Below are 12,448 nucleotides of genomic sequence, written 5' to 3' on the forward strand. Positions count from 1 at the left end.
ACAGCGCATCGAGCGACAGTGCGGGGGCGTTAGCTGCCTGTCACGACCGGTTGAATCCACAACCTGAAGCGGTCATTCGTGACAGGCAGAAATCGATCAGAAGCTACCATTCGCTGAAAGCAAGTTTCGACTGAATTTGCCTTTCATGCAGGCGGATGGAGACATCGACCAATCACACGGCTATATGAAGCCGCCGATTGCCATCCCCCACCAAAGATCCAAGTGCGCAGATGACCGCGCTGCTTGCGCTTCCCTGGCGAAGCTAGTCGACGTGTTTTTCTCTCACATCTGATCGCGTCCGCTCTAATCAAATACCTTGTGGACCTGCTGGTGAGGGGCGTGGTGTCGGTGATTCAGCCGATATGAACGTTCAAGGCGATATCCCAAGTGCCGGCGCCATTTTTTGCAAGGCCTATCATCATCAGGCCGAGCGCCTCAAGCGTCTGGGCCATGTGCAGACCACCGACATCCAACGGACGTAGCCCGAGACTTTCGATGAACGTCGAGACGCGCGCCTTGGCCTCCGGATTGTCGGCGGCGATGAACGCGTCGAGGAGGCCTCCCTTAGCAAGGACGTGACCGAAGAGAGTATTGAATGCCTTCACTACATGCGCGCTGGCGGGGGCGATCTTGGCGATCTCCTGCGCACCAGAACTTCCGGCGGGAGGGACAAGGCCCGTGAGGTCCGGAGAGGCCGTGTTGGTGATGTCGATGATCACCTTGCCGTCGAGCGCGTCCCCGTACTCGGCCACCACCGACGCCGCAGCGGTGTACGGCACGGCGAGGATGACGATGTCGCCGGCCGGAGTGGCCCCGTACGTTCCTGTGGTTGCTCCGGCTGCGAGCTTGTCGGCCAGCGCCTGCGCCTTGGCGGGGTCGCGGCTGACCACCTCAACAGTGTATCCAGCTTTGGCGGTACGACCGGCGATCGCCGCGGCCATGCCTCCTGAACCGATGATGCTGATAGTGCTCATGTGTAATCTCCAAATGAGTTGGGGTATTGCCCGCAGTCTCTGAACGGGCTTCCCCCGGTTGGTATCCCGTGTGTGCCGGGCTCGTTGCGACCCGGCGAACAGCCTCAGCTCACTCAGGCGGCAGGGAAGTAATGGCCATTGTCCATATCGGCAAACAGGCCGGGCTGCATTGGTGTCCAGCCGAGCATCTGGCGCGTGATATCGTTCGACGCCGGGGTATCCAGCGTCACCAGGTTCGCAAGGAAGCCGAAGAAGCCCGGCCCCATCATTACGTCCGCAGGAATGGGCACGGCGGGAAGGTTCAGACGGCTGCCAATGGCCTCCGCGATCTCGCGGTACGGGATAGCCCCTTCAGCAACCGCATGCCAGGATCTGCCAGCGGGCCCCTTCTCCAGCGCCAGGCGGAACAGGGTAGCGAGGTCGCGGGCATGCACTGCCGCCCACCGGTTGGAGCCGTCGCCGGGGAAGCCAACGACGCCCTTTTCCTTTGCTTGCCCGATTAGAACCTGAAGGAATCCGGCCTTGTCGGTTGAGCTGTGCATGATTTCAGAAATGCGCACAACCGAAGACCGCACGCCCCGCTCTGCGAGACCGATTACGGTAAGTTCCACGATGTTACGAACCCGCAGGGAGCCCTTATATTGATCGCCAGCCGGAGAAAGAGCCGGATCCTCCTCGGTCGCCGGTCGGCTCTGGAGCGGCCCAGGAACCGGCCAACCCTCGTTAGTCGGCGAACCAATGCTTCCCGACACGACCAGCGGCTTTCCCGTTCCAGCCAGCGCATCACCGTATGCGAGCATGATCTGGACCTCCGCTGCGGCAACAGCGTCAATCCCGCCGACGGGAAGCAGGTCTTGTCTGTGCGCGACGTGGATCACGCCGTCGGCGGCTGCAGCCGCCTCCTTGAGCCCCTCGAGATCATCGAGATCACCGCGACGCACCTTTGCGCCGAGCGCAGTGATCGCCTGCGCCGCACTGTCCGACCGGGCCAAAGCGGTGACCTCGTGGCCGGCGGCGATGAGGTCGGAGATGATGTACGGACCGGAATGGCCGGTCCCGCCAGTAACAAAAACGCGCATGTTGGTGTTCCTTGTAAGTGAGATGAAAAAATGGCGCTACAGGTGCACTCAGCCGCGAAGGCTGACGCCGATTGAGAAGTTGGTGTGCTTGACGGAGTGGGCGCTGAGGCCCAGTGACAGCAGGCAGGCGTGCTCCAGCGTTCGCGCCATGAGCAGCAGCCCGATGTCCATCGGTCGTAATCGGAGGCTCTCGATGAACGCCGAGACGCGTGCCTTCGCCTGCGCGTCGTCTCCAGCGATGAACACGTCTAGCGAGTGGCCCTCGACAGGACCTGCAGCCAGGACGTGGGAGAAGTGGGTGTTGAACGCCTTGATGACTTCGGCGTCGGCAGGGGCGGCTTTGGCGATTTCCTGTGCGCCGAAACTGTCCTCAGGGGTCACAAAGCTTGTGAAGTCGGGGGCGACGGGGTTGGTGATGTCGACAAGAAGCTTGCCTGCCAGTTCTTCGCCGTAACGTTTCACCACGTCGAGAACGGCGGAGTAAGGAACCGCCAGGATGACAATATCCCCAGCCGGGGCGGCGCCGAAAGTTCCTGTCGTGGCGCCGGCTCCGATCTGCTCGGCCAGCGCCAGCGCCTTGGCGGCGTCACGACTCATCACCTCGACGGTGTGTCCGGCTTTGGCGGCAAGGCCGCCGATCGCTGCGGCCATGTCACCTGAGCCGATAATGCTGATAGTGCTCATGCGCAGTTTCCTTGCAGGTATGGGGTTGATCATTCCAGGGCTGCTGGTGCGATCCGTCGAACTCATTCAACGTACGATCCATGCTGGTCGCTTCACTTGTAAAAAGCAAGTGATATACGGAGTTTTACTTGCGACATGCAAGCAATGCTAAGATCCAGCCATGAAGACAACTCTTAAAGAAGACTTTCGGTCCCATTGCGCGGTGAACTACGGCGTGGAGATTTTCGGCGACCGGTGGTCGCTCTTGATCATTCGCGACATCGTTTTTGTTGGAAAGAAGACGTATGGCGATTTCCTGAAATCGGAAGAGGGAATCGCGACCAATGTTCTTGCTTCCCGACTTGCCTTTCTTGAGGAGCAAGGTGTTCTCTCGAAGGCGCCCAGCCCCGACGACAGGCGCAAGGACTTTTATACATTGACCGAGAAGGGCCTGGACCTCATTCCAATTGTGCTCAACATTGTGCTCTGGAGCGCGAAGCATGATTCGAAGTCGTACGTGCGGCGCCGCGAGGAGTTTGTTGCTCGATTAAGTCAAAACCCCATGCAGGTGAGCGAGGAAGTGAGGGTGCTGGTCCGCAATGGCGGGTGCATCTTTCCTCAGAGCGGGGGATGAACAAGGCGGCAAACGCGCCCTGTCACGGCGCACAAACCGGATGCACACACCACCGGCTGCAGGACGCTTGAGGGAGGACAAGCCTCTGCACCAACGCAGCCAAGGCAACGTCGAGTGGCACCAGGCCCAAAACCAACGGATCAACCCTTTGTGGGCCGTCTCGGTACTTAGGGCCTGGAGCTCGCGACCATCTTTGAGGCCCGCGCCAGTGCTTGCGTGTCGACGTACTCCCGGATGTTCGTCAGCTTGCCATTGCGAACACTGTGGCCGCCCTTTTCCACGAGGGAGATTGCATCAAAAATGACGATCACGATTCATCAGTCAAACTTGACCAAGTCCTTAAAGATCAGGTGACCCCAGCTATTTCCGCGCGCCTGCACAAGTAGTCCACCTTCCGAAAGCCCGCCCAGTTTGATCGGTGAGAAACCGAGATTTTCCGCGAGCGCACCAACCTCCGTTGCGGCGTCGTCATCGTCGCTTGCCAGGAATACGACTCTCCTGCCGCCCTGCACGGCCGGATCTTGAGCAAGGACGGCAGCGCCTAAATGATTGAAGCCCTTAACCAGTCTTGCACCAGTGAAGGCCTGCGCGACGACCTTGGAAGAAGGCTGTCCTCCCAGTTCCTCGGGGGACACGCCGTAGGCATTGGTCACATCGATGATGGTCTTGCCCTTCCAGGTCTGCAACGCCTTCGCGACATTCGGGTGCGACTCGAAACGGACCGCCAAAAAGACGATGTCCGCCTTGACGGCTTCCGACAGTGTTTTGGGAATGATCTGAGGTCCGATCGCTGCTGCGGCGGATGCAAAGCTTTCCGGGTCGCGCGTGGTTGCAACGGATACTTCGATGCCGTTGCGGGCAAACGCCTTGGCCAAGGCCTGACCGATATTGCCGAAGCCGATAATTGCGTAGCTCATATATTCTCCTCAGGTTTTCCACGCCCAGCCGCTCCAACTATCGAATGGAGTGACCGGCCGGGCGTGGCGAGTCAGATTTGCGCCAGGCCGCCGTCAACGGCGACCTCACTTGCGGTCATGAAGCTGCTGTCCTGCGATGCGAGAAACGCGGCCGCCGCTCCGATCTCCGCCGGATCGGCCATGCGCTGGAGCGGATTCATCGAGGCGAAGACCTTCATGCCTTCCTCACCTAACGCTGCCTTCGCAAGTTCGGTCGCAGTCGGCCCGGGCGACAGCACGTTTACCCGGATGCCGGTACCCTTCAGATCCTCCGCCCAGCTCCGCGCGAGGTTGCGCACTGCTGCCTTGCTTGCGCTGTAGACACTGAATGCCGGGGCGCCCGTGGTGCCGGCGCTCGACCCGGTCAGGATTATCGAACCGCCCTGCCCCATCAGAGGTAGCGCCTTCTGGACCGTGAAGATCAAACCCTTCACGTTGGTCTCGAAGATTTCGTCAATATGCTCGGCGGTGATCTTGCCGAGCGCAAGTTGGCTTCCCGCCCCGGCATTGGCGAAGACGATGTCGAGGGTTCCGCGCTCGGCCTTCACCGCCGCGTAGAGTCGGTCGAGGTCAGCCAGATCGGAGACCGAGCCCTTCACCGCGCGAGCATTGGGCCCGAGCTCGGCCACAGCGGCGTCGAGCGCTTCCTGCCGGCGGCCAAAGATGAAGACGAAGGCGCCCTCCTCGATGAAGCGCTTTGCCGCGGCGCGGCCGATGCCGGTAGCGCCGCCGGTAATCACGGCGGTCTTTCCATTCAGTCTGGTCATGTCGTGCATCCTTCGTTGGAGTTGTACCCAAGCAGGAATTGCTTGCTTGAGGACGAGGATGCAGCCCTGATAACCTAAGGACAAGTATGCACCTTTTGGTAAGTATCAAAAAATGACGACGACTTCTGAAATCTGCGGTACCGGATGCGGGCTCAACGCCACGCTGCGTATCATCTCGGGCAAGTGGAAACCGCTGGTCTTGTTTTTCCTGCGCGACGGCCCGAAGCGCTACGGCGAGCTCAAACGTTTGATCCCGGGCGTTAGCGACAAGGTGTTGATCCAGCAATTGAAGGATCTGGAAGCCGACCACGTGCTGGCGCGGACCGACTACAAAGAAGTGCCCCCGCGCGTGGACTACACGCTGACCCCGCTCGGCCGCAGCCTGGCTGAGGCGATCGTGCCGCTGTGCAACTGGGGAACCGAGAACGCGGCGGAAATGGCAAGCATCTTCGCCAAGCGCGACACGTTGCCCTAGCAGGATGCTGAAGAAACGCTGAATCGGACACCCTCCGCATTCGAGGGCGGGTGGCAGGTCGAACTCTTCCGACCAGACTGTCAGGACGCGGTCTGGGCGCCCTGGCCCATTTTTGTTTTCAGGCGAACGCCGGAGGTCCGCTTCTGGCCAATCTGTTGCGTCGACCGGTTGAATCCACAACCCAAAGCGGTCGTTCGTGACAGGCAGAAATCGGCCAAAAGCCGCCGGTCACGGGAATCTACCAAAAAGTGGGCGATTCACTTGGAGCCATGCTGCCAAGCAACGTCAAAAGCCCAGTCATTTAGCGAATCCCTCGCGCCTAGAATTTTTTCATGGTGTGAAGCGTAAAGTGCAAAAGCTGTCCTAGACTGAAAACTTTAAAGGGTCTGATTTCATGAAATTTTCACCGCCGCGACCACTGGGTTTTTATATGAATTAAAGACAGTCTTCAGACGCAGCACTGCCTTTATCGAATATCCTCTATCGACCCAAGAGCGGGCTTGGTATTGATAGAGAATTATGATTTCTGGAAAAAAATGCGAGGGAGCGGAACCTTCAGCTGACTGCTGATTGAGACACACATTCCAACGAGCGAATGCAAACATGAATGGTCATTCCGTAGCAGACTCTCGATTAAGCATGCTTGATGGATGGCGCGGCATCAGCATCTTGCTTGTCTTGGCGTGCCACCTGCTACCACTTGGTCCAAAGCATTGGCAATTGAATTTTGCCGCAGGCGTTATGGGAATGGCTATTTTTTTTACGCTATCGGGTTTCCTGATAACAAGTTTCCTGCTCAGCAACAGCAGCGTCGTTGATTTTTTAATCCGCAGAATCTTTCGGATTGTGCCTCTCGCCTGGTTGTATATGGCGATTGCTTTATTTGTCATGAACAGCACTTCGGATTTTTACAGCGCAAACTTTCTGTTCATTGCCAACTGGCCGCCAATGTGGCTTGGCAATGCAAATGGCCACCTATGGAGTTTGTGCGTAGAGGTCCAATTTTATGTCGCCATAGCGTTGTTGGTAGTTCTGATGAGAAACAAGTGGGTAGTGCTAATCCCTTTTCTCTGCATTGCCGTCACAATGTACCGAGTCGTGAATGATGTCCATGTCGCAATCAACACGTATTACCGCATTGATGAAATACTTGCTGGATGCATACTTGCACTGATACACAGCAATAGACTGGGCAACACCCTTGCGAAACTTCCGACCCAACCGGGGGTCGCACAAATACTTTTACTCCTCCTGTTTGCCTTGTCCTGTCATCCCGATGCGGGCTTCATGAACTACTTCCGCCCCTATCTTGCCGCAGCCTTGGTGGGGAGCACGTTACTCAATAGCCGGGCACGAGTGACCCAAATCCTGAATAGTCGCGTTCTATTTTATATAGCTACCATCTCGTACGCTCTCTATGTTGTTCATCCGCTGCTGGAACAGACTTGGCTGGGTAGCGGAGAGACCGTCATAAAATATTTGAAGCGCCCTTTGTTGTTCGCCGCAGTTTTTCTCACTGCGCATATCTCGACCTTCTATTATGAAAAAAGGTGGATTGCTTTTGGTAAGACGTTTTCCAAGAAAGTAGCTAGCCAATCGGTTACCAGCTAAACGTCCGCAGAGGGTCGCAAGCAGTCCTCAGTGAGCGGCGGCTTTTGGCCGTTTTCTACCCGTCAGGTCTGGCTACTTTGGGCTCAGGCTGTGTGAAAACGCAGGCAGTGTTTTGAAGTTTGCGTCACTACGTAAAATTTACCAGTAATGGGTTGATCAGCCGGACTGGAAATTTGCGCAGGAAGGCGTTTTCGTTCTGGTCCAGGGCCACATCGATACAGATCCTACAGCAGCCTCGGAATCCCTCACCTTTCCCCCTGATTGGATGAAGCTTATAGTCCCCCCGTCGCCCATATGGCGACCAGGTTTGGCGACCTGCTGATCGGATCAGCCCTTTAAATCTGATTCGGAGCTCCACCCATGGCAGGCGTCGAAGTGAATGAAAACGGGCGCCTTAAAGGCGCCCGCTTTGTGTGCCGGGGAGCGATAGTGTCGTGACATCAACCGGAACAGCGCGCTATTTGATCTGCACAATGACCGGACCTTCCGTAACGATCGGCGGGCTCGCATGGATATGCGAGGCATTTTTCTGAATCCACTCGCGCGCGACTTTCAAGCTCGCATCGCTGCCGGCCTTGTCCGTGCAAACAGTCACCGCCGTAACACCATCACCCGTATTCAGCAGCGTGTAGCTGACGAGGCCAGGCACTGTCCGCAGGGCAGCTTCGACATCGGCCTTGCGCTCTTCTAAAAGTTTGAAAAGCTGCTTTGCTCCAGTACCCAGATAGGTTCTTATCACCGCATACATAGTCGTCTCCTTTGGGAGTCACGTCTTGATGCCAAGCCAGATCCGATGATCGCCGCTATCACTCTGGTTTCAGTTCACTCCCGACTTTTTAAGTTTAGCCAAACGCTGGTGACAAACGAGATGCAACGACTACCGGCCTTCAGCGAGTGGTTAGTCGTCCGTGTGTCCTTGGCGCCGTAGGACGACATGCGTGGCCTTCTCCGACGCTACATGTTCAACGCATTCGTATCCCAGAGCCCGCAAGTCAATCCCTTCGAACAGCGATTCTCCCCGCCCGAGCAGGACCGGTGCGATAGCAATGTGCAGTTCATCGATGAGGCCCTCACGAAGATACTGCCGGATTGTGTCCGGCCCACCGCCGATTCGCACGTCCATTCCGGCAGCAGCCTCGCGTGCACGGTCTAGCGCCTCGCGAATGCCTCCTGTTATGAAGTGGAACGTCGTATCGCCTTCCATCTCGATGGGGGGACGAGCGTGATGGGTCAAGACGAAGACTGGAGCGTGATACGGTGGATTATCTCCCCACCAGCCTTTCCAGTTTGTGTCCGGCCAGTCCCCACGAATGGGTCCGAACATGTTCCTCCCAAGAATCCAGGCCCCAACATTCTGAAAGCCACGGGCGGCGAAATCATCGTCAACCCCGGTCGTACCGCCGTCCTTGTCGAACAAGGCCCGCTGGAACGTGCGTGTTGGTACCAGCCACTGGTGCAGTTCCGTCCCGCCAACACCGAGCGGATTGTTGATGTCTTGATTCGGACCTGCTCCGTATCCATCGAGCGAGATGGTAAAACCCTCAACGCGAACCCGTGTCATCGTTTGCCTCCGTTTAGACGCCTGGCAAGTAATCAGCGGATGCCGGCGTTCGGTCATGCTTATCAGTAGGGACAGGTCGTGTCATGCGTAAGCTTTTGTTTTCACGGCGGGGCCTTTCCGAGCTATGTTGCGCCCTACCCCTGTAGCAGCTGGCGAAGCCGGCGTTCGGCTCGGTCCGCGTTCGGGCGAAGCAGTCGTAAAATCAGACACCACGTTTTTTCAGGTTAACCGTGGAGGCAGGATTTACGACTGCTACGCAGCCGAACGCAGGCTTCGCCAGCTGCTACAAGGTGTGCGCTGCTCAGATCTGCGCCAGCGCCTGAGCCAGGTCGGCGCGCAGGTCTTCGACATCTTCGATCCCCACTGACAACCGTATCAATGCATCGCCGATGCCAAGCTCTGCACGGGTTTCGGCAGGGATGCTGGCGTGCGTCATGATCGCCGGGTGCTCGATCAGGCTTTCGACCCCGCCCAGGCTCTCGGCCAGGGCAAAGATCTGCACACTCTCGAGGAAACGCTTGGCACCCGCCAGGTCGCTGTCCAGGTCGAGGGAAATCATCCCGCCGAAACCGTGCATCTGCCGTTGCGCCAGTTCGTGCTGCGGGTGCGACGGCAGGCCCGGATAATAGACGCGCGCCACCTGTGGCTGATGCGAAAGCCAGCGTGCCAGTTCCAGCGCGTTGCTGCAGTGGCGCTCCATGCGCAGCGCCAGGGTCTTCACGCCGCGAAGGGTGAGAAAAGCATCAAACGGCCCGGCGATAGCCCCCACCGCGTTCTGCAGAAAGCCCAGGCGCTCGCGCAGTTCTGCATTCTGCCCGACCACGGCAATGCCACCGATCACGTCGGAGTGGCCGTTCAGGTACTTGGTCGTCGAGTGCAGCACGATATCGAAGCCCAGCTCCAGCGGCCGCTGTATCCGTGGGCTGGCAAAGGTGTTATCAGCCACACAGATGATGCCCCGCTCGCGGCAGGTACGCGCGACCGCGGCAAGGTCGGTGATGCGCAGCAAGGGATTGCTCGGCGTCTCGACCCAAACCATTCGCGTGTCGTCCTGCAGCGCCGCTTCGAATGCCGTCAGGTCAGTCAGATCGACGAAGCTGAAGCGATGCCCGGCACTGCGCCGACGTACCTTGTCGAACAGCCTGAAAGTGCCGCCATACAGGTCGTTACCGGAGACGATATGCGAGCCGGTATCGAGCAGTTCGAGCACGGTGGAGATCGCCGCCAGCCCGGAGGCGAAGGCAAATGCCTGGGTGCCACCCTCGAGGTCTGCCACACAGCGCTCCAGCGCAAAGCGCGTCGGGTTGTGCGAGCGCCCATAGTCGAAGCCCTTGTGTACGCCGGGGCTCTGCTGCAAGTAGGTGGAGTTGGCGTAAATCGGCGGCATCAACGCCCCGGTGGTCGGGTCCGGCGTCTGACCGGCATGGATCACACGGGTGGCGAAGGCCCGTGGCGTGGCGTTTTCATCGTGTTGACTCATGTAAGGGATCTCCGCAAATGATTGAGCATGTCGACGCGAGTGATCAGGCCGTGGAAGCCCGAGGCGTCGGCAATGACCGCCACCAGCCCACGGTCGAGTTCCGCCTGCAGTTCAGCCAGGCTGGCGCCGGGAGGCAGGGTTTCGACCTTGTCGGTCATCGCGCTGGCCACGGTCATACGAAAGTGCGAAGCGTCTTTGTGCACGCCCAGCAGAATATCCGACTCGTCGATCACCCCCACCAGCCGCTTTCCGCCCACCAGCACCGGCAGTTGCGACACATCCGCCAGGCGCATGCGCTGGAAGGCGGTCAGCAACGTGTCGTCCGGGCCGACGCTGATCACCCGGCCATCCTCGAAGCGCCGCGCGATCAAGTCGCGCAGGTCGCCGTAGCGCTTGCGCGCAAGCAGGCCCTGATCGGTCATCCACTGATCGTTGTAGATCTTCGACAGGTAACGGGTGCCGGTGTCGCAAACGAAGCTGACCACCCGCTTCGGCTCGGTTTGCTCGCGGCAGTAGCGCAATGCGGCCGCCAGTAATGTACCGGTCGAAGAACCGCCAAGAATGCCTTCGGCGCGCAGCAGTTGGCGGGCGTGATCAAAGCTTTCCTCGTCGCTGATCGAATAGGCCTGGCGCACGCTGGACAGGTCGGCAATCGACGGAATGAAATCTTCACCGATGCCTTCCACCGCCCACGAACCGGGTGTGCCAAGGGTGCCGCTGCGGCTGTATTCGGCCATCACCGAGCCGACCGGGTCGGCCAGCACCATTTCCAGGTCAGGCTGCACACGGCGAAAGAAACGGGTCAGCCCGGTCAGTGTGCCGGCCGAACCGACGCCGACGACGATGGCATCCAGATCATGCTCGGCCTGCGCCCAGATCTCCGGAGCGGTGCTGCACTCATGGGCCAGCGGGTTGGCCGGGTTGTTGAACTGATCGGCGAAGAACGCGTCGGGAATCTCCTGCGCCAGCCGCGCGGCAACGTCCTGGTAGTACTCGGGATGGCCCTTGCCCACATCGGATCGAGTGATGTGCACCTCGGCGCCCATCGCCTTGAGGTGCAAGACTTTCTCGGTGGACATCTTGTCCGGCACCACCAGCACCACCCGGTATCCCTTGGCGCGACCGACCAGCGCCAGGCCGAGGCCGGTGTTGCCGGCGGTGGCTTCGACGATGGTGCCGCCAGGTTGCAGGCGGCCATCGCGCTCGGCAGCGTCGATCATCGCCAGGCCGATGCGGTCCTTGATCGACCCACCGGGGTTCTGCGATTCAAGCTTGAGGAACAATGTGCACGGGCCAGTATCAAAGCGGCTGACGCGCACCAGCGGCGTATTGCCGATCAGCCCGAGCACAGCCGGGCGAGAGTTGTTCGGCATGTCTTCACCTCCTTGCGGACTATCACATTGGATGGGCTGCAACCGACGGTGAGTCAACGTGCGCCCATCACAGGAAATGTCTCGCTTGGACCATAGGCCGGGATCGTGTCGCCCGCAACTTTGCGCAGCCAATTGGTAGCGTCGCCGTCGGAACGGCAAGGTCGTCATGACCTTGAAGTAACCATTCGCACCTGCGCCCCAATCGTCGAAAAATTTTGCAGTACGATATCGACTTCCGGAACCCCGTTCGTCATTCCGATGCCAGGCCGATGAGGCCGGCTCAAACAAGGAGACAGACGATGCGTGTCATTGTGTTCGTGAAGGCTACCGACGACAGTGAAAAGGGCATTCTGCCCACGACCGCGATGTTCGAGGCGATGAGCCGATATAACGAGGAACTGGTCAACGCCGGCATCATGCTTGCCGCCGACGGCCTCAAGCCCTCCTCGCAAGGCAAGCGTATTGCGTTCGATGGTCCCGGCCGTACGGTCATAGACGGACCTTTCTCCGAGACCCGCGAGCTGGTCGCCGGCTTCTGGCTCTGGGAAGTCAAGGACATGGACGAAGCAGTCGCCTGGGTGAAGCGTTGCCCCAACCCCATGCCGGGACCGAGCGAGATTGAGATCCGACCGCTGTACGAGATGGCTGATTTACGCTGAAAGTCTGATCCAGATGCTTGCCGAAGGTGATCCCGGCGATGGCGCAGCGCTCCCGCTGGCCCTCTCACAACAATAAAACCGCTGCCATTTCGCACAATGAGCGCAGACGAAAAAGCCCGGCTGAACCGCAATGCTTTCTCTTAAGGAGGTCTGGAGGCCTGAGAAGTATCTGTGGCGAGGGAGCTTGCTCCCGCTGGACTGCGTAGCAGGCCCAAT

General features: G+C 59.0%; 13 protein-coding genes. 4 read left to right on the plus strand and 9 right to left on the minus strand.

Features of this window, described 5'->3' with window-relative positions:
• Positions 1–353: 353 nt before the first annotated feature.
• From AC1RJ3_RS28990 to AC1RJ3_RS29000, 3 genes are all read right to left on the minus strand, one after another.
• Positions 354–974, minus strand: coding sequence for an NADPH-dependent F420 reductase (locus AC1RJ3_RS28990; RefSeq protein WP_493081877.1), 621 nt, complete (start codon positions 972–974; stop codon positions 354–356).
• A gap of 113 nt (positions 975–1,087) precedes the next feature.
• On the minus strand, positions 1,088–2,053 hold the full coding sequence (locus tag AC1RJ3_RS28995) for an SDR family oxidoreductase (protein ID WP_493081879.1): 966 nt from the start codon (positions 2,051–2,053) through the stop codon (positions 1,088–1,090).
• 48 nt (positions 2,054–2,101) lie between these two features.
• The gene (locus tag AC1RJ3_RS29000) at positions 2,102–2,737 is read right to left on the minus strand and encodes an NADPH-dependent F420 reductase (RefSeq protein WP_493081881.1); all 636 of its coding nucleotides are present in this window, start codon (positions 2,735–2,737) and stop codon (positions 2,102–2,104) included.
• A 160-nt stretch (positions 2,738–2,897) separates the two neighbouring features.
• Between AC1RJ3_RS29000 and AC1RJ3_RS29005 the strand changes: the two genes are divergently transcribed.
• Entirely contained in the window at positions 2,898–3,350 is a 453-nt protein-coding gene (locus AC1RJ3_RS29005; RefSeq protein WP_493081883.1) for a winged helix-turn-helix transcriptional regulator, read from the plus strand.
• Between the two features lie 317 nt (positions 3,351–3,667).
• Here AC1RJ3_RS29005 and AC1RJ3_RS29010 read toward each other — a convergent pair whose 3' ends face one another.
• The gene (locus tag AC1RJ3_RS29010; protein WP_493081885.1) at positions 3,668–4,267 is read right to left on the minus strand and encodes an NADPH-dependent F420 reductase; all 600 of its coding nucleotides are present in this window, start codon (positions 4,265–4,267) and stop codon (positions 3,668–3,670) included.
• 71 nt (positions 4,268–4,338) lie between these two features.
• The gene (locus tag AC1RJ3_RS29015; RefSeq protein WP_347929876.1) at positions 4,339–5,073 is read right to left on the minus strand and encodes an SDR family NAD(P)-dependent oxidoreductase; all 735 of its coding nucleotides are present in this window, start codon (positions 5,071–5,073) and stop codon (positions 4,339–4,341) included.
• Positions 5,074–5,185: 112 nt separating this feature from the next.
• On the opposite strand from AC1RJ3_RS29015, the gene AC1RJ3_RS29020 reads away from it, so the two are divergent.
• Entirely contained in the window at positions 5,186–5,548 is a 363-nt protein-coding gene (locus AC1RJ3_RS29020; protein WP_347929875.1) for a winged helix-turn-helix transcriptional regulator, read from the plus strand.
• Between the two features lie 603 nt (positions 5,549–6,151).
• Positions 6,152–7,159 carry an acyltransferase family protein gene (locus tag AC1RJ3_RS29025; protein WP_493081888.1) on the plus strand — a complete coding sequence of 336 codons (1,008 nt, stop codon included), beginning with the start codon at positions 6,152–6,154 and terminating at the stop codon, positions 7,157–7,159.
• Positions 7,160–7,616: 457 nt separating this feature from the next.
• On the opposite strand, the gene AC1RJ3_RS29030 is transcribed toward AC1RJ3_RS29025, so the two are convergent.
• The 4 genes from AC1RJ3_RS29030 to AC1RJ3_RS29045 all read right to left on the minus strand — a co-directional run bounded on the left by AC1RJ3_RS29030 (position 7,617) and on the right by AC1RJ3_RS29045 (position 11,573).
• On the minus strand, positions 7,617–7,907 hold the full coding sequence (locus AC1RJ3_RS29030; RefSeq protein WP_103314425.1) for a hypothetical protein: 291 nt from the start codon (positions 7,905–7,907) through the stop codon (positions 7,617–7,619).
• Between the two features lie 150 nt (positions 7,908–8,057).
• A complete protein-coding gene (locus AC1RJ3_RS29035) occupies positions 8,058–8,720 on the minus strand; it encodes a dihydrofolate reductase family protein (RefSeq protein ID WP_493081890.1) in 663 nt (220 codons plus the stop codon).
• Positions 8,721–9,021: 301 nt separating this feature from the next.
• Positions 9,022–10,200 (minus strand): cystathionine gamma-synthase, encoded by a 1,179-nt coding sequence (locus AC1RJ3_RS29040; protein ID WP_103314423.1) that lies wholly within the window; start codon positions 10,198–10,200, stop codon positions 9,022–9,024.
• The gene (locus tag AC1RJ3_RS29045; protein ID WP_054597090.1) at positions 10,197–11,573 is read right to left on the minus strand and encodes a pyridoxal-phosphate dependent enzyme; all 1,377 of its coding nucleotides are present in this window, start codon (positions 11,571–11,573) and stop codon (positions 10,197–10,199) included. The genes AC1RJ3_RS29040 and AC1RJ3_RS29045 overlap by 4 nt, the downstream gene beginning before the upstream one ends.
• 299 nt (positions 11,574–11,872) lie before the next feature.
• On the opposite strand from AC1RJ3_RS29045, the gene AC1RJ3_RS29050 reads away from it, so the two are divergent.
• Positions 11,873–12,232: a YciI family protein gene (locus AC1RJ3_RS29050; RefSeq protein ID WP_493081892.1), complete on the plus strand. Its 360-nt coding sequence runs from the start codon at positions 11,873–11,875 to the stop codon at positions 12,230–12,232.
• Positions 12,233–12,448: the final 216 nt, after the last annotated feature.

The organism is Pseudomonas sp. GW822-FHT04C11, assembly GCF_058800905.1.